16 protein-coding genes are annotated in these 26116 nt (G+C 50.7%); 1 reads left to right on the top strand and 15 read right to left on the bottom strand.

All coding sequences use genetic code 11. The features are described 5' to 3' along the window. Positions 1–2 precede the first annotated feature (2 nt). Complete coding sequence (locus MJA45_RS04040) at positions 3–968, bottom strand: ABC transporter permease (protein WP_407083137.1); 966 nt, start codon at positions 966–968, stop codon at positions 3–5. Positions 969–1308: 340 nt separating this feature from the next. Between MJA45_RS04040 and MJA45_RS04035 the strand changes: the two genes are divergently transcribed. After that, on the top strand, positions 1309–2064 hold the full coding sequence (locus MJA45_RS04035; protein ID WP_315606008.1) for a YheC/YheD family protein: 756 nt from the start codon (positions 1309–1311) through the stop codon (positions 2062–2064). A 196-nt stretch (positions 2065–2260) separates the two neighbouring features. Here MJA45_RS04035 and MJA45_RS04030 read toward each other — a convergent pair whose 3' ends face one another. The 14 genes from MJA45_RS04030 to MJA45_RS03965 form a co-directional block, all read right to left on the bottom strand. Further along, positions 2261–2647 carry a YxiG family protein gene (locus MJA45_RS04030; protein ID WP_315606007.1) on the bottom strand — a complete coding sequence of 129 codons (387 nt, stop codon included), beginning with the start codon at positions 2645–2647 and terminating at the stop codon, positions 2261–2263. A 105-nt stretch (positions 2648–2752) separates the two neighbouring features. Beyond that, on the bottom strand, positions 2753–3163 hold the full coding sequence (locus tag MJA45_RS04025) for a hypothetical protein (RefSeq protein ID WP_315606006.1): 411 nt from the start codon (positions 3161–3163) through the stop codon (positions 2753–2755). A gap of 143 nt (positions 3164–3306) precedes the next feature. Then, on the bottom strand, positions 3307–3870 hold the full coding sequence (locus MJA45_RS04020) for a hypothetical protein (RefSeq protein WP_315606005.1): 564 nt from the start codon (positions 3868–3870) through the stop codon (positions 3307–3309). Between the two features lie 125 nt (positions 3871–3995). Then, positions 3996–4844: a hypothetical protein gene (locus MJA45_RS04015; RefSeq protein ID WP_315606004.1), complete on the bottom strand. Its 849-nt coding sequence runs from the start codon at positions 4842–4844 to the stop codon at positions 3996–3998. Positions 4845–4993: 149 nt separating this feature from the next. After that, on the bottom strand, positions 4994–5368 hold the full coding sequence (locus MJA45_RS04010; protein ID WP_315606003.1) for a hypothetical protein: 375 nt from the start codon (positions 5366–5368) through the stop codon (positions 4994–4996). Positions 5369–5392: 24 nt separating this feature from the next. Next, complete coding sequence (locus tag MJA45_RS04005; RefSeq protein ID WP_315606002.1) at positions 5393–7588, bottom strand: polymorphic toxin-type HINT domain-containing protein; 2196 nt, start codon at positions 7586–7588, stop codon at positions 5393–5395. A 275-nt stretch (positions 7589–7863) separates the two neighbouring features. Further along, complete coding sequence (locus tag MJA45_RS04000; protein WP_315606001.1) at positions 7864–8721, bottom strand: leucine-rich repeat domain-containing protein; 858 nt, start codon at positions 8719–8721, stop codon at positions 7864–7866. A 2-nt stretch (positions 8722–8723) separates the two neighbouring features. After that, a complete protein-coding gene (locus tag MJA45_RS03995; RefSeq protein ID WP_315606000.1) occupies positions 8724–11198 on the bottom strand; it encodes a polymorphic toxin-type HINT domain-containing protein in 2475 nt (824 codons plus the stop codon). 281 nt (positions 11199–11479) lie between these two features. After that, complete coding sequence (locus MJA45_RS03990; protein WP_315605999.1) at positions 11480–12412, bottom strand: DMT family transporter; 933 nt, start codon at positions 12410–12412, stop codon at positions 11480–11482. A gap of 16 nt (positions 12413–12428) precedes the next feature. Next, positions 12429–14300 carry an alpha-galactosidase gene (locus MJA45_RS03985; protein ID WP_315605998.1) on the bottom strand — a complete coding sequence of 624 codons (1872 nt, stop codon included), beginning with the start codon at positions 14298–14300 and terminating at the stop codon, positions 12429–12431. 94 nt (positions 14301–14394) lie between these two features. Continuing rightward, complete coding sequence (locus tag MJA45_RS03980) at positions 14395–16065, bottom strand: DUF4091 domain-containing protein (RefSeq protein WP_315605997.1); 1671 nt, start codon at positions 16063–16065, stop codon at positions 14395–14397. A 339-nt stretch (positions 16066–16404) separates the two neighbouring features. Then, the gene (locus MJA45_RS03975; protein WP_315605996.1) at positions 16405–21852 is read right to left on the bottom strand and encodes a carbohydrate binding domain-containing protein; all 5448 of its coding nucleotides are present in this window, start codon (positions 21850–21852) and stop codon (positions 16405–16407) included. 511 nt (positions 21853–22363) lie between these two features. Beyond that, positions 22364–23686 carry a DUF2357 domain-containing protein gene (locus MJA45_RS03970; RefSeq protein ID WP_315605995.1) on the bottom strand — a complete coding sequence of 441 codons (1323 nt, stop codon included), beginning with the start codon at positions 23684–23686 and terminating at the stop codon, positions 22364–22366. Positions 23687–23825: 139 nt separating this feature from the next. After that, positions 23826–26081: an McrB family protein gene (locus MJA45_RS03965; RefSeq protein WP_315605994.1), complete on the bottom strand. Its 2256-nt coding sequence runs from the start codon at positions 26079–26081 to the stop codon at positions 23826–23828. Positions 26082–26116: the final 35 nt, after the last annotated feature.

Raw genomic sequence — 26116 nt, 5'->3', positions numbered from 1 at the left:
ATCTAGTAGACGCCTTCTTCGCCGAGCTTCTTCGCGAGCATATTCGCGCCGATGACCAGCAGCAAGCCGACAATGGATTTAAAAAGCCCGACGGCGGTGCTGAAGCTGAACTGGCCTTCCCGCACGCCCAACCGGTACACGTACGTATCGAATACATCCGCTACGTCGGACACGATGCTGTTCATCATGAGGAACACCTGCTCGAAGCCGACATCCATAATGTGGCCGATGCGCAGGATAAGCAGGATCACGATAACGTGGCGGATCGACGGCAGCGTCACGTGCACCATCTGCTTGATTCTACCCGCCCCGTCTATTTTCGCGGCTTCGTACAGCTGTGGATCGACCCCCGCGATGGCGGCCAGGAAAATAATCGTGCCCCAGCCCGCATCTTTCCAGATCGATTGCACCGTCAGCATCCCCCAGAACGTATCCGGATTCGTGAGAAAGTTGATCTTCTCGAAGCCGAGCTCCACCAACAGCTTGTTGATCGCCCCATCCCCGCTGGACAGCAGCAAAAACGAGATGCCCACGATGATGACCCAGGACAGGAAGTGCGGCAAATAGATAACCGACTGAATGATTCGCATCATAAACGTGATCCGCAGCTCGTTCAGCATGAGTGACAGCAAGATCGGGATCGGGAAAAAGAAAATCAGGTTCAACAGATTGATCGCCATCGTGTTCCGGAACAAGAGGAAGAAATCCGGATTCGAGAAAAATCGGACAAAGTGGTCGATGCCGACCCACGGGCTTTTCATCATTCCCAAGTAGGGGGAGTAATCCTGGAACGCAATTAACACGCCGTACATGGGCACATATTTGAAAAGAAGAAAATACAAGATACCCGGCAGCGCCAACAGGTATAGAAATTTATCGCGAAGAAATCGTTTGCCGATCGTGCGCCAAACGGACGGCTTCTTCGCGGCCAGTCTCGGCCTGCTTTCTTGCAACGCACTTCTTTGCATCGCGGACATTCCGTCTCACCTCATCAAGTATTGCGAATATTGTGGATGGCGAGCACCGCGTTCCCGCCTCTCGCAAGTTCGACTATATTCGCCCGCGCCATTTCCGGCAATCACGTTGTTTTGCACCACGTTTCCACCGATTGATCTATCTTGCACCGGCGCCGAAAACCCGCACAGTGCCTCGGAAAACGCAAAAGAGAACGCTAACGGAAGCAAGTTCCGGGCGTTCTGGAGACCAACTGCGGTTTTTTTCTTTTCCCAGGGGCGGATGTATCTGACAAGCAGGTTTCGGCGGCATATCCTATCTTGAAATGTACACGATGAACGAGGTGATAGGCCGATGCCGTTGCGTTATGTCGAGGAGAAATTGTTAAAAGATAAGGCGATGCGAAAAGACCCGCGGCTTCGTCACCACCTGCCCGAAACCCTTCCCTGGAGTCCGGGGATTTTGGCCATAATGATCAGCCGGTATCCAACCGTGTTTATAAAGCCGGACGTGGGGAGCCTGGGCAATGGAATCGTGAGAGTGAAGAAACAGAAAAACCATCGGCTCCAGGTTTCCTGGGGCCTTCATCACCGGGAGGTCGATCGGAACTCCCTGCTGCCTGTTTTAAGAACACTGCTTTCTCCTAGAAGGGCCTACCTCGTCCAGCAGGGGCTGCAGTTGGCCAAGTACCGAAACCGGCTCCTTGACATTCGGGTGTTCATGCAAAAGCCGGATAAGGCCTGGCGGATTTCGGGTAAAGTGGTACGGGTGGGCGCTCCCGGAAGGTTCGTCACCAATTATCATCAAGGAGCCCGACCGGAAACGGTGGAGAATGTACTTAGCGCTCTATACCCACGAGACCCCGATAAGGTGAAACATACGATTCGGGAAATCAACCAGGTTTCGGCTATGGCCGCCAAGGCTCTGGACCGGGAGTTCCCGGGACTTCGGACTCTAGGGATCGATATCGCGGTGGATAACAAGGGGCGTGTCTGGATCATCGAAGTTAACACCGCACCGACATTTAACACATTTCGCGCACTAAAGGACAAAACCATGTACTACCGGATTTTGCGGCGTGCCAGAATCATTCAAGCCAAATATGGATAGTGCGAAACGGCACCTTTAAGTTCTATGTTGTCTTCGAGCTTAACAAGGCCAAAGAAGCAAACAGGCATACAGAACCCGGGCTTTTTACAATAGCTCGGGTTCTTTCTATTAAGGCTTTTGCGCTGTTCCACCTGCAAAAAGCTTAGACAACCCCCGCCAAGCGAGAGGTTAGTCTCACTTGTGGTTTATTAATTGATTATTTGGCCAGTTGAATATTGTCATTATTAACTTTCAATCTTTTAGCCTCAATCAATAGTATGGAGTTCCACATTTCCAATAATATATTCGGTAATCCCACATATTGATCAATGTAGTTTCCTTTTAATGTAATACTGGCTTCAGCGATATGATGGACTGCGGTTAAATCAACATAGTTCCATTCCTCGGTACTTAATCTTCCGTTTCCAGAATCATTGACCCAACAATAAGAAATTACATCTTCAAAAACAACCTCGTAATTAGTTTCTACGCCATTATCTATCGCTACAGTCTTTAGGTCTATTCGGTGGTTTTTGTGGTCAATATTAAATTCTTTTACTGTTGTTCCCCAAAGTATATCCAATTTCTCTTGAATCTTAGACAAGAATGGCTCACCCCACTTCTTGATGTTAGGCAACTTCTACTGCTGTGAGTCCAACAAATAGACCTGAAGCTAGTCGCAAGGTGATTGAATGAAGATCATATTGTACTAAGTATTTACTGCAATTAAATCAAAGCGAATAACATTCAGTTGAATATTATCACCTTCTAGAAATTCTTTTTTAGTATCATTAACATGGAATAAAATAATTCCAGAAGAAGTCTCTACTGCATCATATTGCTTCCCCAAATCTCGGTCTTCCGCAATCTGTTGCCAGTCTTTTATCTCCAATTTACCAATGTACTTCCCTGTTACTTTAGTCATTTCATATCCAGGAGGTGATAAATTAGCAAATAAAATACTTTCAACATAGAATGCCACTTTTGATATTAAGTTTAGACAACTGTAATCGAATATCTTTACTATAGTGCCATCCTTCATTCTCGCCGTAATCCAGTAGTTAAATATGGTATCTTCATACTCAGAGCCTACTTCAACATTCTCAATAAATAGTAACATGCATTTCTCTCCTTAAGGGCTAAACGGGTCCTTTAGGAACTTTTGTTGATATAGTCTCCATAATAAATTTTGAAACTTGTACACCATCGGTTAAACCCCAAATAAGCAAATTCTTTTTCATGCCTTAACATAATGAAAATTTATTACTTCCTTAAAAATAAACCAATTTTTCGAGCGATATTTTCAATTAAATTGAAATGTATATGGTTCCGACAATATACAGGAAAAGACAAATCATAATTACCCACTACTATAGATTCTGTTTCTAAAAAGAAAAAGTTTGAAAAGTGTATTTCTCTCGTGGACAATATCAAAAATAAAGTTAATACCTCTTGACTAGTCGTCTTAATAACCTCTGAACCAAGTGAAATTGCTCTTTCAAGTAATTCTAACTGCTTTTCATCTAAAAATGACACATCCTCAGATTTAAACAACTCATCTAACTTTGGACTAAAAATGGTTACATGGGAGTTATTAAGAATAAATAATTCCTTAATAAAATCAAGATAGGCTCCCTCATATCTTAAGTTATGGTCATTAAAAGATGAAAGGAATTTTTCTGCATCTTCCTCCGAAAGAGCATGATTGTAAATATCTAAAATACCTGTTACGAAATGTTTTGGACCTTCATCTTCATGAATATTTAGCTTACCAAATAAATTAGTCAGAACATTAAGTTCCTCTGTATTTATTTTTGCAAGAATCAATTGGATACCCTCCACAAAGTGTGCCTATTGTTTTCTTCTCAGGATATTACCTGCTTGATCAAGTGTCCAATAGCCACTTTCACTATCCATAGAACACCCCATAATTAAAAATACTGAAAGTAAGATCAAAACCATAAGTGGTATGACTTTCTTTCTATACTGACCCATATCCAAATAAAATGAATATGATATTTCCCTTTGTCAGTAAAGGAGATATCCATCCGTAGATCATCAACCATCTCTAAGTATAGTGAAACGCGGCCGTCTTTCGCGATCAGCCCAAGCGTGCTGCCCAGGGCATCCGTCAGGTAGAACAGCGTCCTCGGGGCGACGCCGGGTTCGGCTCCGCCCGCTCCCGGGCTCGGTTCCCAGCCGTTGTTTGCATCGTACGCAGGCAAATAGGTCATGCTCAGGCGCTCTCCGCCTGCTCCGTATGTGTACGTTTCCTTCCACTTCGTTTCGTCCGCTTCCGTGGCCATCAACGGTTCCGGCAGCGCCAGGCTGACATCGTTGGTATAGCGAAATTCCCAGTGCTTTTTCTTGTACTGGGATTCCCAGCCCTCCCGCGGTCCGCCCGGATGCATGTCCGGATACGGTTCTTCCACCTGTCCGCACTTCTTGGCCAGGCCCGGGGGCACAAAGCCCGGCGGGACGGTGTGGCATTTGCCGCCGCCCTGATTCGGATTGCCGCTGCCCGCGTTGCCGTTCCCTTTTCCGTTGCCGCGCTTTTTCGGGCCGTTCGCCAGGTCCAGCATCATGCTCACCCGGTTCCCGTCCCCGTCGTAGGCATACCGGCTGCTATCGCCCTGATCGTTGACCTGCTGCACCAGTCGGTTCGCGCGATGATTCCGCCCCATAGGCTGGCTATGTTCAAGTGATTGCCAGCACTGATACGTCGTGACGGCGGGATCAATGAGCCCTTCCTTGGCTCGGCGTTTCGTGAGAACAGCGTGCCCGCCGAGGTTCCATGTCAAGCCGCGGCTCTACCTTTTGCTAGATTGTTCTTTTAGAGGTTACACACTTTTCTTGACAGACTCATCTCATCGGTACTTGCCGTCCGATCCATTCGGCACGGGGTGGGGTAAAGAAAGACCTTGAGGATTTCGCCCCAAGGCCTTCGTCATTAAATAATTTCATATTCTTTAGCTAGTATCCACCCGTTTAACCCGTATGAAGAGGAAATGACGTAATATGCATACTGTTCTTTTATCAGTTTTTCCGTTAGTTCTTCAAAGTTTCCGTAGTCAATTGGCCAGCATGAATTCTTTTGTTTCTCCAATAATTCACGATTATCTTGAATAAAATGGCTTAATTCATATTCCTCAACATCTAGAATAATGCTACCTTCAAGATGAGTTTCAAACAAATGTGCTAACACATCACTAAAGATTAATTTAGTACATGCTGAATCCCGATATTGAATAGTGTGAAGTATTATTTTGTGTTTCCTCAAATCAACTTCATAAGAAATTATCTCATTATCGTGAATATTTGACACTTATGCAACCTCCTAATTACATCACTATTGCCGTGGATTCTTCTGTGTCCAATCCCATTCATGTCTATGAGGGAAAGTATGAGTTCCATCAGCGTTTGAATGGTCATAATCGATATCTAGTTGTGCTTTTCCATCAGGCCCATAATATCTTCTTTGTGTTAGAACACCATCTTTATTATATAAGTCTACCGAGGTATTGGGTTCACCTTTAGGATCTAAAGTCCTTCCAGTGACTACTTTATGATTCTGATATGGGTCTCCCTTTGACCTTAAACTAGAAAAGTCAGGACAATTCGTATTATGCACCCAAATGCCCAAATCCGTTACATAATACGTATGGAAGTCAGCAACGGTAAAGTTGTAAACCGTTACTGGCTCATCCAGTTTAACAAACTCAACCTTCTCAATCGTCAGGTTACTTCCGTCAGCTTTTTGGAGCTTGTCCCCCACTTGAAGTTCATCGGCGAAGACCCACCCTTTGCCTTCCACCCAAAACGGATGGTTGTCGGTCGTCTCGATGACCTGCTCTCCAACATGCAATTTAATAATATCATCACGTTGGTTACGGTATAAAGCCGTTACTTCCTTGTAGGCTAATTCTCCCTCAGGGTTATTCTCATCCTTGGCAAGAACCTTATCTCCGACTTCAACGTCTTCGATATTCTTCTCCCCTTCGTCTGTAAGCACCTTGGTACCTGCCGTAAAACAATTGCAGCTCGCTACCCTTTCCAGTTTCATGACCTTTGCTAAAACCGGCGCCTTTTCTACGATTTTGGCCACGAAGGCCGTTGTCCCGGCACCCGTAAAGCTTACGGCCAGGCTCGCTATGTTGGCGATCGCTTCTCCAAAGTAAGCTCCATACTCATAATCTTCCTGATAGGTTCCCTGGTTGCTCCAGATCCGATCAAAATTCTGGTATAGATACTGGAATGGCCGAGCGAAATCTTCCCCCATGCCTTCGATTATATCGACAACCGAAATATCCCCGTTTACCACAGCTTTTGTAAATTCCCACATACCCGTATACGTTTCTTTTTTGGCAAACTGTGTGGCAGCATCTATCGCATAGTTCCAGAGATACGATCCTGCTCCAAAGGTCACGTTGGCTGCCGTTCCCCAAGATATGGTGTATTGGGATAAGACAGAAGTGCCCCCTCCGCCACCACTATCTTCCATGATTTTATGTCCACTTGGATCGATATACTTCAACGGATTATTCTGCACATACCCATAAAGATTCTGACTTTGCGGCTCAACGACGTTGCCTTTATACGTATCCTCACTAATAAACCGCCCGATCTCCGGCTTGTAATACCGCGCCCGCGCATACGTCAACCCGCTGTTGTAATCGTACCCCAGCCCGGTGTACCCGAATGGGTTGTCCGGCCCCGGCCAGTTCATGTCGAACTTCTTCGCATCCAGCGGCGTGCCGAACTCGTCGTAGTGGTAACGCGATGAAACGCGGCCGTCTTTCTCGATCAGCCCGAGCGTGCTGCCCAGGGCATCCGTCAGGTAGAACAGCGTCCTCGGGGCGACGCCGGGTTCGGCTCCGCCCGCTCCCGGGCTCGGTTCCCAGCCGTTGTTTGCATCGTACGCAGGCAAATAGGTCATGCTCAGGCGCTCTCCGCCTGCTCCGTATGTGTACGTTTCCTTCCACTTCGTTTCGTCCGCTTCCGTGGCCATCAGCGGTTCCGGCAGCGCCAGGCTGACATCGTTGGTATAGCGGAATTCCCAGTGCTTTTTCTTGTACTGGGGTTCCCAGCCTTCCCGCGGTCCGCCCGGGTGCATGTCCGGATACGGTTCTTCCACCTGTCCGCACTTCTTGGCCAGGCCCGGGGGCACAAAATCCGGCGGGACGGTGTGGCATTTACCGCCGCCCTGATTCGGGTTGCCGCTGCCCGCGTTGCCGTTCCCTTTTCCGTTGCCGCGTTTTTTCGGGCCGTTCGCCAGGTCCAGCATCATGCTCACCCGGTTCCCGTCCCCGTCGTAAGCGTACCGGCTGCTATCGCCCTGATCGTTGACCTGCTGCACCAGTCGGTTCGCGCCGTTCCATGTGTACTGCTCCAGCAGCTCCGGAAGGCCTGACGGCTCTTCTTCCTCGTCCGGTAGCGTCTGGTAGACCGCGTTTTCGACGGTCTTGTCTCCATACACAAGGGAATCCACCGAATCGAGTCCCGCCGCTTCCAGGACGGACTGCCCCAAGCCGGTGATACCGGACACCACAGGCTAGAATCACACCAGACATACATAAGCATGGGGACGATTCTTGAATTTTTCACATCGGACATAAACCGCTTGTTATGTGATAGTCAAGCCAATAACGGTAAAGCCTGAATGTTCTCGAATAAGTTGCCGCACCCCATCACACATTTGGGAAATTCACTTGGCCTCGTTCTCTCCCGGCTGCTAAATCAATGGTGCATGGTGCGTGGGGGCAACATCAAAAAGAAACCACAACGCAAGGGTTAGTCGCATTGTGGTTTTTAATTATTGTATTAGTTGGTTCTTTTTGTGAAATCTTTCATTTTGTGTGAATAATGCTTCTTGTTGTCAAATGCTACATAATTGATGCCTTGGCAGTAAGATAGGTCACCATCTATTATGTTAGTCTTGGTAAATACAAAAAATTCAAGCTTCTCAAGAGAATTAATAAAGCTTATACTTGATAATTCTCCGCAGTTAATAAGTAGTAATCTTTTGAGGTTTTTTAATTTCCCAATAATCTTAAAATTAATACTTTTGCATGATTCTATTTCTAACTCTTCAAGGGTATCTAAGACTAGTTCGAGACTTTCAATATCCTCAAGCTTGCTTAAAAAATTCAATCCCAATTTGCGTAAACTTTTTAAACCTTCACATCCCTTTAACGATGTAATAGATGATTGAGTTAATACCAATGTGTTTAATTTAGAAAGTGATATTAGTTCTTCGATATTCTTACTAATCGGCTTATATTTAAGTAAATAGAGTTGCTTTAAATGAATGCATTTTTCCAAGTTAAGAATGTGTTCCTTTCCATCCTCAATAGATAATTTCTCTAGCTGACTAAAGCGAGATAAATCAACATCTCTTTCAAGGGTATTAAGGCTCAAATCCTGCAAATTTTCACTTATAGCATATAGACCCTCAAAATTTGTAATTGGAGCTCTGATATTCAATTTTCTTACGCTAGATAACTCACTAAGAATGTTTACATCATTTTTACGGTAGTGTGGACTACAAAGGTAAACCGACTGTATATTTTTTTCCTTAATGTAATTTACATAGTCTTCAGTTCGATTATCTTCAATAATAATAGTGTCTCTATTTAGTGGGCCAGTAGAAAACTTATAACCATCACGATAATTATCCACTTTTACCTTCTTCTCCTCTCTTCTTCCTCTAAGATCTTCTTCCCTGGGCTATTAATCTTATTATAATTACCGAACTGAGTTCCGGGTCCACCATTTGCTCGTATCCTTCTTGCCTCTTCCATGAAGGCCTCCCTTCTATTAGCAGCCGGAGTAAACACTTTACCGTTAGTGGCAACCGGGTCATTATAATTTTTTAACTTTTCCCTTGCTGACTGTTCCATACGGCTTCTCGGGCCTATACCGTGATAGACCATGCCACTTTGGAAAGTGATTGTGTAGGTGCCTATCTCACAATTATGAACCCATATTCCCAGATTGGATACAAAGTATGAGTTGAAATCCTCAACTTCAAAGTTATATACCGTTGAATGTTTATCCTCTTTTTCAATCCGATCAATTCCAAGTGTACGTCCATCGCTTGTTACAAGCAAGTCACCAACTTTTAAATCTTTAACTAACGTCCAGCCCTTGCCCTCTTGCCAGAATGGGTGTTCTCCAGTTACCTCGATTATTTCATTACCAATATGAATATAGTAGACTTGATCAGCTTGTTTCTGGAACAACCCTACTACTTCTTTGTATGCTATTTCGCCAGTAGCATCATCTTTAGCAAGTACCTTATCGCCAACTTCAATTTTCTCAATGGGCTTCTCTCCATCAAGAGTCTTAACCTTTGTACCTGCCGTAAAACAATTACATTCGAATTGCACTGGACCATCATCTAGACTGACAACTGCATAAGACTTAATCTCCCCATCTACATTATGATGAATATTAAGATAGCCTTGGCCTTTTTCAGTAAAATACGCTGAACCACTTTTACACCCATCTGCTAAGTAACTGCAAGCATCACTCCTTAAGGCCAGTCCTTGTATTTCCATTACTGTACGCATACTACTATCTGCAACTGCAAATGTCTTTTTAAGCATTTCCAAGTTATATTGTTGTTTACCATTAAGTAAGTTATCGTAACCACTAAATTGATTTATCGGTAACGTATTAAAAAAGTAATTAAGAGAATTAATATACCACGTCTCTTTAGCTAGTTCTCTTAATCTATCTGCACTTGGTAGTTCATATTCATTACCCGATGGATCAACATAAAGTAGAGGATTATTGAGCACATACTCATAAAGATTCTGACTCTGCGGGTTCCACAGACTGCCCTTATACGTATCCTCACTAATAAACCGCCCGATCTCCGGCTTGTAATACCGCGCCCGCGCATACGTCAACCCGCTGTTGTAATCGTACCCCAGCCCGGTGTACCCGAATGGGTTGTCCGGCCCCGGCCAGTTCATGTCGAACTTCTTCGCATCCAGCGGCGTGCCGAACTCGTCGTAGTGGTAACGCGATGAAACGCGGCCGTCTTTCTCGATCAGCCCGAGCGTGCTGCCCAGGGCATCCGTCAGGTAGAACAGCGTCCTCGGGGCGACGCCGGGTTCGGCTCCGCCCGCTCCCGGGCTCGGTTCCCAGCCGTTGTTTGCATCGTACGCAGGCAAATAGGTCATGCTCAGGCGCTCTCCGCCTGCTCCGTATGTGTACGTTTCCTTCCACTTCGTTTCGTCCGCTTCCGTGGCCATCAGCGGTTCCGGCAGCGCCAGGCTGACATCGTTGGTATAGCGGAACTCCCAGTGCTTTTTCTTGTACTGGGATTCCCAGCCTTCCCGCGGTCCGCCCGGGTGCATGTCCGGGTACGGTTCTTCCACCTGTCCGCACTTCTTAGCCAAGCCCGGGGGCACAAAGCCCGGCGGGACGGTGTGGCATTTACCACCGTCTTGATTCGGATTGCCGCTGCCCGCGTTGCCGTTCCCTTTTCCGTTGCCGCGCTTTTTCGGGCCGTTCGCCAGGTCCAGCATCATGCTCACCCGGTTCCCGTCCCCGTCGTAAGCGTACCGGCTGCTGTCGCCCTGCTCGTTGACCTGCTGCACCAGTCGGTTCGCACCGTTCCAGGTGTACTGCTCCAGCAGTTCCGGAAGGCCTGACGGCTCCTCTTCCTCGTCCGGCAGCGTCTGGTAGACCGCGTTTTCAACGGTCTTGTCTCCATACACAAGAGAATCCACCGAATCGAGTCCCGCCGCTTCCAGCACGGACAGACCCAAGCCGGTGACACCGGTGATGCTCAGCAGGTTGCCGCGCAGGTCGTAGGCGAAATCCTTGTAATTGTCGCCGTTCTGAATATGGGTCAGCTTGTCGGCTGCATCGTACGTGTACTCCTCGGTGTCGGTGACTCCGCCCCATAGGCTGGTTTTGTTCAAGCGATTGCCGGCCTTGTCGTACTGATACGTCGTGACGGCTGGATCTATGGTCCCTTCCTTGTACTGCTGCACCTGAGTCAGGCGGCTCAGAGCGTCGTATGCGTAATCGGCAATCACGCTATCGGCATGGTCCGTTGAGTCCGTATCGTCCTCGTCGTTGCCGTCGCTTCTGCGCTCGGAGCGGATCCGGTTGCCGATCGGATCGTAAGCGTATTTCATTTGCTCTACGATTTTCCCGTACTGGTTAGCATGGCGGATGTCCAGGCCGCCTGAGCATCACCTTCCTGTACGCTTGTAGTTGTCGAGACAACAAGGGTACGGGGGCAAGGAAATGCTGCAGATGGCTAATGACCGGTTAATCAAGCAAACCGATAAGCGATACGGCCAGGAAGACCGCCTGAGATCCGCTCGGAGGACATAATTTTCGTTATACGCTGATAAAGATCAAAAATCCCAGCGATTCACGCTCACTAGGTGAACGTAAACCGCTGGGCTAATGATCATATGCTATCCGTAAACGCCAAATCCCCGTTTTCCGGCTTCCCTCTCTTCCTGACCTCGCTTCTCCTGTAGGCAGTGGCGATAATCGTCGCCGCGATCAGCAGGACTCCACTGATCATCACCCTAATGGACAAGGCATGGCCAAGCACGAGATAGTCCAACACGGCCGTCAGGGCCGGCTCCAGACAGAACAAGATCGACACCGTAACCGGAGGAAGCCGGCGTTGGCCGAAAACCTGCAGCAAATTCGCCGCAACCGATACGAATAGGATCATGTAAAGAATGCCGGCGACCGTCCCCGGCTGAGACAGCAGGCTCGGCAGGGCAAACCCGCCGGGGTTGAAGCAGGCATAGATACTCGCCGCCAACGTGAAATAGACAGCACAGCCGGCTACGCCCAGGAACGAAACCTGAATGACCGACGCCCGATGGAGGGAAAGCAGCCGGCTCGTTAGCACGATGGAGTAAGCACTGCCGAGCATGCCGATGAAAGCCAACCCGTCCCCCAACCGAACGGCGCCGTCCTCGGGTCCGACCAGCAGCGCTACAGCGGTTAGGGCGATGCCCACTGACCAGATTTCGCCACGGGCGGGCCTGCACCGTTCATGAATCCAGCGGAGCAGAGGAACGACTCCGATGATCAGGCTGTTGATCACCACTACCCTCGTTGGCGTCGTATATTGCACGGCATAAATAGAGAAAAAGCCTAGGACAAAGTTAGCCAAACCGAGGCGCATCAGTCCCATTTTCCAGAGTGAGCCGGATATGGCCTTAATCGAACGATAAAAACAAAGGAAATAGACCATGGCCACCGCCGCATACCTCCAAAATTGGAACAGCAGCTGGGGATAATCGGTTGTCGCCGTTTTCATCACGATATAGGACACGGCCCAGATCAATACCGCTCCCAGCAAGGCAAAATAACCCTTCATGACGAGCCGCCGGCCCTCACACCAACCACCACGCAAGCGCGCTCCGCGGAGCCAGCTCGACCGCTCCGGAAGCAGGGGCCGGCACGTCTTGCCCGGACCAGAATTCCTTCCATTCGTGCGGCTTAGCCATACATTCTGGAGGGATAGCTTGCGTTCGGTAATCGTCGCCGAGATTGAACAGCACGAGTAAGGTCCGCACCCCGCTCTCCGTCAGGACGATGGGCAATTCATCTCCGTCGGGCTCGAACAGGTTGAGGGGGATCATGCCCCGCTGAATGGGGGCACGGAGCAGACAATCGAGCAGTTCGGTCCCAAGCGGATTGAGCTTCGTCAGAGCATCCCCAAGAATGAGGTCTCCTCCGGTTACGTAACAAGCCAAGAGGAGGGTTTTGGCCTCCGTTAGGCTCATTTTTCGGCCCGATGTCCAATTGGCTCCGGCACTCCACGGTTTCCTCTTCGAGCGGCGGTTGGGCTGTTTGTCGTCCGATGTTTCCTTGCACCGAACAATGGCCGTGTCCGGATCCGTGTTCCCGATCGATCCCTGCATCCACCCCCGCCCGAACATGGAGCGGATGTTCTGGCGGATATGACTCCAGTAGTTGTGAATGTCGCCAGTCGTCCGATGGGCGTCCGCGATGCCGATAACGGCTTCGTACGGAGCGCCGCAAGCGAGCAGATAGCTTTCCGCTCCGATCGTTTCCCGGATCACCTCGAACAGCCGGCGAATCATCCCCGCATGGGACATATCGCTTCGATGGAAGGTGGAAGCGCCGAGAAGCAGCTGGGCAAAGTCGCATTTGAAGTAAGTAAATCCGGCGGAGTGCAGGTGCTCGTAGGTTCTTCGGATATGCGCTTCGACTTCCGGATGGGTGATATCCAGCTGGGCCATGACACCGTACGCCGTGTCTTCCAGGTAGACGTTCCCCTGCTCGTCTCCGGCGAACCAATCGGGATGCTCCCGGTACAAAGGGGTATACACATTCACCAGGAGGGGTGCCGTCCAGATCCCGGGCTCGTATCCGCTGGACCGGATCTGCTCGCAGACGGCGGACAGGCCCTCTTCGAATTTCCAGCCGGCTTCCCATATTCCCCACTGGCGCTCGTAGCCTTCGTCTATCACGATGTACGTAAGGGCGTCGCCATATTGCTCCCGGGCTTTGGCCGCATTGCGGGCGACATCCTCCGCACGGACCGCCCCCGAGTAGTAATCCCAAGTGTTCCAGCCGGTGATCCGTTCAGGGCGGGGGCTGAAATCCTTCAGGCGCGTCCGGATGACGTCCGCATACCGATTTAGCAGATCTATGCCGTTTCCTCCCTGCAGCACCATCAAGTGGGCGAGCGTTACCCGCTGACCAGGGCCAACCGTGCGGGGAGCCTGAAGATGAAAGCCGAACCCGAACGCCCCGTCATGATGCGGTTCTTCGTGCAGAATAGGAAGGTCGACAAAGCAGTCTCCATAAGGCGGAACTGCCCCCAAAAGGATACTATCGCCCGTCTGCCGATGACGGAGCACGCTCACCATGCCCGAGGCGTCCGCAGGCCGGGACCAGTCATTCGGCCGGTGCACCGGACGGATGCCGCACAGCTTCATGAAATCCCGCGGATGATAGAGCTGGATATAGTCGCGCGCATCCAGCGAGGACTGGAAGAAGGAAGCCGGCCATTCCAAAAGGACCCGGCGCAAGCCCACCTCCTGCAGCCCTTCATTGTGTATCGAAACGGCCAGGACCCCGGCATCCCCGGCGGGTTCCAAAGAAACCGAGAGGGAGACGGCCCGATAAACCGCCGCCCCGTCGTTTGTCCGTTCCGCTGCACCAACCTCCAGGGTTTGATTGGATAGGACTACACGCACCGATGCCCTGTTCAGGTGCAAAGCTTGTTTTAGCATTCGTTAACCACCTTGCCTCTCTGCCGTGTCGAACGCTGCCGCGTTCGCCGCTTCCTATTTTCCGACCCGTTCCCAAATGAATCCCGGGCCGTTGTCATGCCTGCCGGGGAAGATGGGATTGAATCGCCGTATTGACCGACTCCCTGAATTCCAGCAGCCATTGGGCATCCTTCGGGTATTGGCTGAAGGTTAACGCCTCCGGCAGCCCTTCATCGATCATCGCTACCACCTGCTCACGCCCAATCAAGCTTTCCAGCAGTTGAAGCGCCCTCATATCCTGCAGGGCTTCGAAGAAGACCTCCATACGGATCGATTCGACGGGGAAGCCGTCCTCGCCCGGGTAAACGAGGAAAGCATCCCCCGATGGAAAGCTGCGGCCCGCATCCGTAACGCGGTAAGGATCGATCGGTTTTAACGAATACTGCGAGTTCCAGAAGTTATAGCCCCAATGCAGGAAACCGGCGATTTGGAATTTGTACAGCTGGATGCCAATAATGCGGTTGCGCGCCGACGGCATATGGAAGAAACGGTTGGAGACCTTCCGGTATTGAACGCAGGCATAATAAGTCCAAAGCTCCGGAACCCCACGTTCCAGGAAGAGTTCGACGTGATCATTAGTCGGGATCGGCCGTTTCACCAGTCCCTGCTCATAATATTCATAATTGGTAAGGGCATCGATGATTGGAAAATCTCCTAAGTGGGCCTGCATCAACTCGCTCGCGCTCCGGTACCAGGGCATATGCTCCAGAAACGGTTCGTCCGAGATATGAAAATAGCTCCGCTTCTCCACCTTCTGCTCCCGAAGATAAGCGACGAGTGCGGGGAGAAATTGACCCAGAAAGCTTTTGTAGGCTTCTCCCGTCGCATCCGTATCCCATCCGAAAATACGCCGGTATTCGCCTTCCTCTTCGGCCATAATCTTCGGGGCGTGCTTCGCTCCCCACTGGGTAAACAAGTGTGAAAATTCAAAATAACGGATTCCCGCCCGTTGACCCATATCGATCCAGCGTCCAAGCCGGGTAAAATCAAACCGGTAGGCCGCTCCTTCCTTTTTTACATCCACAAGCTGCACAGTTAAGCGCTCCCCTCCCTCCTGGGTATCAAGCGGAGGGGTAAACAGAGGCGTTAGGATCATGTTGATGCCGTGACGGACGGCCGTCTCCACATACCGTTCCATGAGCTGCCAATGCGCCTCGCTAAATACTTCCACCCCGTAATAGTGAGCCAGACAATCGCAATGGAACCATTCGGTGTGAATCAGGGTTTGATCGGGAAGCGCCGCGTCCATCACCTGCAGCTCAAAGCACTCCTCGGCGAGCGGTTCCCCCATTTTATCTGCAAAACGGACGGTGATGGGATACAGACCCGCCTCCGCATCGTCGTCCACCTCCACCGTTACCCAGACGGACCGCCATTGATAATGGGTACCGGTTACCCCTTCCTGTGCATCGATCGGAAATAGCGGGTCCGGATACAGGCCGGGCGTGGTCCGGAGCACATTCTCGTCGTGACCGCGTTGGCAGGGAAGCTCAGACGGCGCCAATCCGACGGACCGCAGGGTAATCCGTCCCGGCAAGGCGGAATCAACACTCACCGAAATATTCTTTTTTAACTGCTGCGTCCGATAGGCCACCTGGAAGGCGTACACCTCTCCCCGCAGCATCGACCCCCGTGTAACGGAGCCGGCCTGGAGCTCTTCGTCCGGAAATACTTTCTCCAGGGAGGTGAGGCATCTCGTTTCCAATCGATCCATTGGCTCAGGCATAAAAGGCCTCCTTTGTTGTCACCGGCAAGGAAAAGGCTTCGCCCTCATCATGGACGGTGGCCGTTGACGTAATAGGTGACGGCCGCCGCGCTTGCGCTTGGTACGGGCAGCCGCCCTACTATCCACTCCTCCACCATAACAGCTCCCCTAACAAAAAAAAGTGCAAAATCTGCACTTTTCTCGCTTATCGGGCTGTTCAATTTGGATTTTTGTGAACCACTCGGCGGAAGGGCTTAATCAACTTTTTCTGTCATGCCAAAAAAGCCAAACGGGAATCGATGTCCCGTTCGGCTTTTTTTACTTACGGCTGCAGCCGTTTCATCCGTTCGTTGGCGTCACTTATTTCGAGTTATCATGAGGGACCGTAACGGTGGCGACCGCAACCGCCGCGTTGCCGGCTTGATCCGTCACGGTATACGTGATGGTATAAAGGCGTCCGTTTCCTTGGCCGGATCGCTCCGCACGCAGAGCAAAATCATAATCCGCCGTACCGAAATCCGCTTCTTGGATGTCGCCCGCCTTATCCCCGTCACCGAGCCCGTTGTCCGGCTCATTGCTGGAGATGGAGGTCAGCACGATCGAAGCGGCCCCCGACAGACTATCGCTTGCATCGACGTCCACATGGATCGGGATGAGCTTATGATTAGGCGTCGCAAGAGTTTCCAAGCTCGGAGAGAGCTTGACGACCGGCGCCGTCTGGTCCAGCCGCACCGTCATCGTATGAGGCTCTTCAACGTTGCCGGCACGATCCGTACTCCAGTAACGGATCGTATGAACCCCGTCCGCCGCGAGCTTAATGCTGGTGCTGGTCTGCACGGCTCCGTCGTCCACCACATAGGAAGTGAACGCCACACCCGATTCCTCATCAACCCCGTTCAGGGTGACGGTAACCTCGGAGGAATACCAGCCGTTCACGGCAGGCTTCGCAGCACTTGCATCCGCGCTCGTAACCGGCGCCGTAACGTCCAGAACCTTCACGGTTATCGTGTTGGATTGCACGGTGACTCCCCCTAACGTCACCGTTGCGGTAACCGTAGTCGATCCATAGCTCTTGGCCTTCACCTTACCGTCCTCTACAGAAGCGATAGCCGGGTTACCGACCGAATACTGAATCGCCGCGCCCGCCAAATCCTTCGTCGTGTGCCCCTTTTCGAGCAGACCTGTCAGCGTGAGGGACGTCTCCTCGCCCGGCTTCAGCTCCGTTTGCGCCGCCGTCAGGTCAGCGCCGGTCAGCTTGAGCACAAGCTCCGGAATCGTATACCGGTACAGGTGAGAGCCTTCCGGGTTGCTGTACAGGTAGAAGCGTCCGTAATCGTCCACGGCGACCTTGCGGGCCTGGGTGGCGAGTACCGTCATCTGCTTGGTCACGGCGTCAATTTTGAAGAAGCGCCCGCCGACCGTCGCATACACGTTGCCGTCCGTACCCGTTACGAACGAGCCGTCGATCCATCGGCCGTTCGCATCCGGGAATTCATCCTTGCTGTAGATCACTTGCCGGGTCACCGGGTCGAAAATAAATAACGTTCCGTTGGCCAACCCCCAAATGTTGCCGTCCGGCCCGATGTGAAGCGCGGTAATGGACTGTTTGCCCGGCGCCGGCACGACTTCGAACACCTTCTCGCCCTTGAGCACATCCCAAATGAACAGAACGGCGCTCGTGGCCGTCGGGGTGCCGCCTTGCCCGCCGTGAATCGAAGTGCCGCCGTATACGAACCCATCCTTGTACTCGAGCGATAAAATGCTTTGATCCGGCACGATATTCCAGTAAACGTCCGGTTTCCCGCGCTTCTCCAGATCATAGACAGCGAAGGCGCCGCCGAGCAGACTGTTTTTCGGTACCGTTCCGACGAACAGCTTGTGCAGGTCCTCGGAGCCTGCCATGCCGAACGGACGGTCCTGATCCGTGTAGCCCGGAATATCCGGATTGTAGGTCAACGCAAACAGCAGATTCGGATTGAGCTTGTCGGAGTTGGTCCGGTTCCACGGCTTCGACGTATCGTACTCATACACCTTGGCCGTCGGATATATCCCGAAATACAGATTATCGCCGATGGAAGTCATGCCTTCCCCTTGCGAAATCCCGCTTAAATACTGACTTTGGCCGCTTGAAGGCGTGTAAACTCCCACATTGCCTTGCAAATAGCCGGTTGTATAAATATTGCCGTCCGGCCCCGTCATGATGTCATGAATGTTCACCGGTTCGGCCGGCACCTGAACATCCTTTAGCTCCACCTTGCCGGTTTCCAGGTTGTACTTGAACAGCTTGCCTTCGTTGCCGGACAGACCGACCAGGCTGTAGCCCGGGAAGCCGTCCTCCTGCAGCTGGGCGAAGCCGTAGCCGATCGCCGCTCCTTCAATGGTTACGTGCAGCGAACGGTACACATTCGTATCCAGGTCATATTCGAACAGTTCACCGCCCGCGCCTGCAAAATAAAACTTGTTCGCAACCGGAGACTTCGGCGAAATGCCGCGCGAGAGGTTCGGGAAGACGAAGCTCTTCTCCCCTGTATCGCCGTTGGTCACTTCCACCTGAGCCCCGGTTTTTACGTCGATGACGAACGTTTCGTTCGCGTTGTTCGCTTCCTTGCGCGCAAACAGCCTGCCGCCGACCAGGTTCAAATCGTACACCGCGATAATATCGCTATACTCCGCAGGAAGAAGATCCCGCTTTGCGCCCGTCGTCAGGTCGTACTCGAGCAAGCGCGGTGTGTTGCCGACGCCGGCGTAAATTTTGTTCGTCTCTTCGTCATACACGACCACGCGCGTCCAGCGCTCGCCGCTCGTCTTGAAGGACATTGTCCCGTAATCCGTGAAGCGGTTCGTGGCCGGATCGTATTCATACAGATTGGCGGTCGGGTACGTGCTGCCGTACATTTTGCCATCCTTGCCCGCGGCCATCGGATACAGCACGGAATCTTTGGTCGGCAGCGGGTGACCCAGGTTAATCAGCTCGTCGGTTTGCGGGATGTACCGATACAGCAGCCCCAGGTTGTACGCTCCCAGATAGACCGTGCCGTCGCTGGCGGTTGTCACCGACCAGGCACCCGACGTATCCGGCATCGGCTTGCTCGAGGTAACGGTTCCCGTCGAGATATCGATGATCGTGAAGACGGAAGGCGCACCCGCTACAACCGTGTACATCACATCCCGGCCTTGACCGTCCTTGCCGTAAGCCCCCCGCATCAGCGTCGCTTTGCGGATCTGGACGCCCAGATCTTCTCCTACTTTCAGAATAGAATTATCAGGTACCGGTACCTCTTTCACTTCGTGATCTCCCCGCAGGATTCGGACATCGTCCGCATAGTAGGTATACGTCCTGTTGTTCGAACCGGCATACATCACCGCAGCGTAAGCCGCCTCAGCCGGTACGGTAAATTTCACGAATTGATCGAACCAGGCGTCCGTCGGCTCCGACAAAATGCTCCAGTTCTGCTTGCCCAAATAAGCGCCGGAGGCATCGAAAAAGCGGACATACATGCCGGAGGAGCCGGCTTGAATGTACGTTTTGGACAGAGCTGTGTAGGTGGCGCCCGGCTCGACAGGGATCCGATCGCTCACTACGTTCAAGTACTGCCCCGGAGTGTTGGTCAATTTAAGGCTTGCGGTGCCGCCTGCAGACAGCTCGTTCGTGAGACCGAAGCTTGACGCGTCGGAGGCCGCAAACTTCTTCCAGCCCGGAATGACGCCGTCCGCCGCAGGCTTCTCCATGTCTCCGTTGGCGAGCACCTTCAGCACGCTGACATCGTCCAGGTATAGACGGTAGTCCTTCCTATTCCCGGAGATAAGCGACACCTTCAGCTTCTTCCCGCCTGCCGGAACGGTGAACCGCTTCTCGACATACGTCCATTCGCCCGCCGGAATCGCCGTTCCCGGAAGCGCGCTCAGGTAGGTTTGGAAATCCTTCCCGTCGGGGCTTTTGACGAGATTGCCTTGGGCGTCATAGACATAAACGTACAGCCCCTCAAGCCCTCCGGCCTCCAGGTTGACCTGGGTCGAAAGCCGGTAGTCAGCGTTCTCTTCCACGTCGATCAGCCCGCTGTCCATGTTGATGCCGCTGCCGGTCGTTTTCACATTCTGCACGAAGAGGCTGCTGCTGCCGTCCGTCGCCGTCGAAGCAGTAAGCGAGGCCAGTCCGGACTTCACGGTCCAGCCGGGAATCGCACTCCCTTGAAGCGGCTGCTCGAAGCTGCCGTTCACGAGATACAGCTGAGCGGGCGGCGGAGGCAGCTCCTCCGACCAGGTTAAACGATCGAAATAATACGTTCCTATATTCGTTTTGCTCGAATACAGCACAACGGCGGCCTTCACGGCTCCCGCGGGAGCAGCCTGCTTTAGCGTAAGCGCCTGCCAGCCCGCCGGCGGATTCGCCGCTACCGTATTCACATTGCTCAGAAGCGTATCGTTCGCGTCATAGAAACGCAGGTACATTTCCGCGTTGCCCGCTCCATCGCCGGACAACATGGAGCCGGCCGTGTAGAGCTTGCCCGGCGTTACCGCGATAAAATCGCTGATCACGCCGAGCGGATCGGCATCCGAGCTATCTGCGAGCACCAGGCTGCGGGAGCCTTCCAAATAGCGGTCCGCGCTGAGCGTAGTCGGCTGCGTGCCGAACGCCCGCGACCAATTCGGAATGCCGCTTCCGTTCAGTGGCTGCTCGAACCCGGCGTTCTGCAAAGTGGGATACACCGTTCCCGGTCCGGGGTCCGTTTGACTGACATAATCCGGCAGGCGCTCCATCAGGACGACGTCGTCCCAGTAGGATACGCCCTTGGTCGTTTTGCCGCTGACCAGCACGACGGACGCCTGGGTCGCGGCTTGCGGGGCGACCGCCTTGACGCTTATCGTCTGCCAGACTCCAACGGGCTGCGACGTGTAGTTCGGGTCGTTCACGGCAATCGTCCCGGTCAGCTTGCCCGTCGGATCATAGTAACGGAGCTGCAGCTGCACTGGCCCGCTTCCGATATAGACGGCGGACGTGACGGTTTGCTCGCGGCCTGCGACAACCGGGGTCTTAGCGCTTTCGACACCGAAATTCACCGCGTCCTGATCATTAAGGCGAAGGCTGGCCGCACCGCTCTTGACCGTCGTCGTATCCAGGGAAACGCTTCCAATCTTCCCAACGCCGAAGGTTTGGGTCCAGCTTGGAACAACAGTGGAGCCGTCCGCGGCCGCCTCAAAGCCGTTATTCTCGATCGGCAGGCTGCGGGACAACGCGACGTCGTCCACATACATCGTCCCCTTCGAGGTCTTGCCGGTAACGAGCACGACGGTCAAATAGGCCCCCTGCTCCGGAACGGCCGCCTGAACGCTTAAGGGGATCCATTGATTCGTCGGTCCCGTCGTAAAGTTCGGGTTATCGACGGCGATGCTTCCACTGATCAGCACGCCGGTCGGATCGTAAAATCTCAGCTGCAGCTGGGCGGCACCCGACTGCAGGTACCAATACGTATCGGCCTTGTAGGTCTGACCGGCCGTAACCGGGACCTTGCGGCTCTCGATCGCGAAGCTGACGCTATCGTTATCGACGAGCTTCAGGCTCGAATTGCCGCTGTGGAATTGCTCCGAGCTTGTGGCAAAGCTTCCGTTCTTGCCGGCCCCGAGCAATAGAGACCAACCCGGTACAGCCCCGCCCGCGGAGCTTAACTCGAAACCCGGGTTTTCCAAGCCTTCCTGGTCCGGCTGCCCTGCCGCTTCCGCGGATACAAAGCCGCTAAGGCCTAGGGACATGAACACCATAAGGACACATAACAGAACAAGTCCAACTTTACTGCGAAATGCGTCGTACAAAATGCCGCCTCCTTCGAAGTGGATCCATTCTACTTGCGATCGTCAACTAGCGGTTTTGCGCTTTCGAAACGGTAAGCTTACTAGATTAATGTTTATTCCGTTTCCGATCTGCCCCTCCTCTTCCAAACGGCTTCTGGTATTCGTAAAAAACCTGTGTTATGTCACTTTCAGCTTGAGCTGAAAGCTTCTATTCATATGGTAGCACAGCCCTAAATGTTAGTACAGGAATGGTACATGTTTCTAAAGTAATAAATTCCTCCTTATTTCGACACAGTCTGATAGGATCAATCGAAAGGAGGGACTTTCGTCCCCCTTTCGGAAATCCGGTAAACCAAAAAGGGCAGTGCAGACACAGACCCACGATGGTCCGTCTCCGCACTGCCCTTCGTTATTTTCTAGCTGCCGTTACCTATTGCCGATAATATTTAGTTTTTTTCCATAACATCTTATTGAAAATGATAATCTGATCCTGTTGATGGATCGTACCCTTTGAGAGCCATCTCGTAGCATTTTAACCTTGTAATTTACCAAGCAATAGTTGACTCAACTCTTGATTTATTTCCCCCGACTTCAAACAATAAGCCCCCATCCGATATTTCTTCCGGTATTCATCTTCAAAAAAATGCGTATTATCTACTCCTGCTGCTGGTGTAATAATGTAGACCTCTTCAACTGCCCTAGTGCTGTCCGACCTCCGCACAATGCCATCCCGATATTTATGCATCTCCCCAAGAGCAAGCGGGAGGTTATGGTCAAGTCGATACTTCGGATCGAACACATAAAGCTTGCCCTCCTTCTCCAGTACGATGTCCGGTTTCATCCCATGGGTATAGGTCATAAATTCTTGAGTGGAACGGGTAAACCACCGTTGGTAGGCCAAGGTAGCGCCACCAACCAATCGAACGCGGTTTTCTTTCTTCTCCGATAAGCTCAGAACCAGACCATCCTGCTCTAACGAAAACATCTTCTTCGCATCCAAGAGCAGATCGTTTACTCGAAGCATCCTGACCATTTGCATAAAAACCCAAATCTCGTATAAATGATAGGTATCTTTTAGGGGGATCGAGTTTTTCATACCGACTGTGTACCGATCAAACTGATAAAGCTGCTTAAACCAGGAAAACCAACTGCGATAAATAGGATGCTTCCGAAATACCTGAGAGATGACGATTGGACCTTGGTGTAGCTTAACTTTTTGAAAAAACAATGAGCGAAGCCAATAACTTACTTGGTCATTATATTTTATGGCCTTCAACCGAATCGTATCGACGGATATCGATTGATACTGTTTCAAAAGATATTGCAGCTCCCGCATTTGGCGGAGAATGACCCGGTTTTCATAAACGTCAAACGAATCCTCTCTAACCTCAGTCCATAGCATGGTTGAAACCGGGGTTTCAGGAGTCATTCCACTGCTAGGATGACGTTCCGACCAAGCTAGGAGCGAGGGGGTGACATGTTTGACATTTTCCCTTCGCATCCACTGATTCTCTGTATTAAGCCTGCGTAAAGGCGCTCCTTGAATATCCCGAAATAGCTGGCACAACCGATAAAAGGATCGCTCGATATAATCCCATTGTGCAATCGAGATTCTTCTTTCAAAGCCACTACTATCGAATGCCAGCTTAGCCCCTTGGAATTGAAAACAAGCGGCTGCCTCCGTAAGGATGTCTGTAATCATCCTTTGATACTCGGATTCCGTCAATTTTCGCCTATCCGGATACAAATAGGACTTGACATTTTTCCGTTCAGTCTGCTCAATCGTAAATGTAATCATGCCCGACTGGAAAGGCATCATCACTTCGCCTTCCCACCCCTCCTTCGTCTGGATCATCGGAAGGGGGATGTTATTGAAGAGAAAACCAAATGGAGATCGAAAGGATGATCTCCAGTGATATGTTTTCGCCTCTTCGAACCGCATGAGCTCAATAGAAATCCAGGATCCCGTGTCCGGACATTTAAAATGAAGACCACTATCTCCAGAACTGGGTGGCACCATAACGATCCAGTTCCCCCTTCATGCGTTTCAAATGCGCTAGCGAAACGGAATGGTCACCAAAAGAGGAATTTGTCCACTCCACCAATTGCTCAAGTAGGGGCTCAACCCGTTCGTCTCCCCTTATCTTCGGCAATACCTTCTCTGCGATTACACGATCGACGGCTTCTGCTTTATTCAAACGGATTTCCTCGGGCAACTGAAAATTGGCGTACAACTTACGAATGATTTCATTCATCGTGCGATATCCGAAATGGAGATCAAAGTGGCTTAGCTTTTCATGAAGCTGCTTCATTAATACCCATTCACTTTGCAGAACTGTCCTATATTTTGTACCTACCAATTCCCAAAATTGATCCAGGTCGACATCCGATAACGTCATGACAAAAGCTCGGTCCAATACTTTATCCGAGATACTGTGAGTCGTTTCATCCACGTTAATTGTCCCAATAACGTATAAGTTATTAGGGATGTGCAGCTCCTTTGGAACATCCGTTATATGGTCTTCGGTATGCAACCGTACGGACTGTCTTGATTCAATTGCACTTAAATAATCGCTCAAATAGTATTCAACTCGAGCCAGATTCATTTCATCCAGAACAATAAACATCGGCTTCCCCTCTTGGATGGCCTGAAGAACTGCATTTAGGAAGGGGGTGCGTACATATCTCTTTTCCAAGGCACTGTAATAGCCAAACAAGGATGTGGAATCCGTCCAGTCAGGCCTGACCGGGATCACTTTTAAATATGGATTTACCGCGTCAAGTGGTTTTCCGTATACTGCATTTGCGTACAGCAGACATAGCTTTGTTTTTCCTGTACCTGAGATTCCATTCAAAATGACAAAGTGCTTATCTTCCAAGCATACTAAATTCAGATGGAAATCACGTATGATCGCTTGGCTATACGTAAGTCCGCTTCCCTGAATGTTGCTGATGATGCTGGACAGATCAAAGTCATGCTCGAATAACTCCCCTTCCAGTTCTGCCTCAGTTTCATCAGTAATCATTACATTGCTTTCAGAAATCTGAGCATCTTTTGGTAGGTTAATCATTCCGGTGCTTTCAGCGAAAAGGACAGCTGCTGCAATAAATCTCCGTTTTATTTCTCCGCTGGGCTCCACAAATTGCAAATTTACATTATCCCATGTTCCTACGGTAAACGTATTTCCTTCCAGGTTAAAGCCATGGACCTCAAGTGCCTCCATCGCCCTTTGCTGCGTGGCCTTATTGACATCTTCACTTTCTTTTTTGTGATGTCTAAAACTCTTCGTAATTTTCCATTTTACACAGCCATCTCCATGCAGGTTGCGCAGATTTGAAAAAATAAAACCGGCACCATTAACGAAGATCCCCACTGCTTCATTCGGTTCTCTTCGGTAGCCCGCCAAAGCTCCGTCCGTGACCAGCTGTCCTTTGTCATAAATTCCGAAGTTCTGGCGCCGCTGATAAGACTTGTTTTTGAAAACCTCTTCGAATTTAATTTCATAGGTTCGGCCGTAGAGCTTTAGCGATACTGGATCTTGATGCTCATGCAACGCATGCAGCATTCTCAAGGAGAGCGCGTGTCTTGACGTCTCTTGCTCTAAATAGTCTTTTATCGGTTTCATCCGGTTCCACGTCGTCCACATCAAATCCAGAATCTGCTCCGAGGATACGAGATTATCAAAATCAATAAACGTACCAAAATAGAACCATGGTTTTTTCTTCTCGGACACGCACTTTTGAAGGAATGGGATGAGTTCATCTTTATTCAAAAAGATGTCCTTATCCGAAGTTTGGATTTCTATTTCTTCAGGTAGAGATTCGATTACTTTAGCAAATTCCTTCTCATTTCCTTTAGTCCGGATGGCTTCCCATAACGGATAAAAATTGGTTGGGAGTACAATCTTACACTTTCTTTCAGGACCGTAAAAGCCAAGATTAAGTACCCAAAACTCTGTTTGGAAGGAATAGCTTTTGTCCGCTAATTCAATCCACGCTTTTTTACCGATATCCGAATTCCGCTTTTGTTCCGCATAATTTGGATTTCGCGCATCGTGCATGGTTGTTCTAAGCGTTACCTCGTAGGTATTGACGCTATAGTCCAAAAGTTTAGGTACTTCCGCCTCATGTTTATTTTTAAAGTCATCCATCAATTGTCTAAGTACCGGTTGTACTTCATCGAGTACCCGCTGACAACGTAACGCTGTATCAGAAATTGAGAGGGCTTCTTCTATTTGTTGGATGTTCATAGATCCTCCGTCTTAGTCATAGTTAGCTTTCTACA

This window comes from Paenibacillus aurantius (assembly GCF_032268605.1).
Taxonomy (GTDB): domain Bacteria; phylum Bacillota; class Bacilli; order Paenibacillales; family NBRC-103111; genus Paenibacillus_AO; species Paenibacillus_AO aurantius.
Note: the sequence above shows the minus strand (reverse complement) of the source record. Positions and strands in the feature narration are given on the sequence as shown.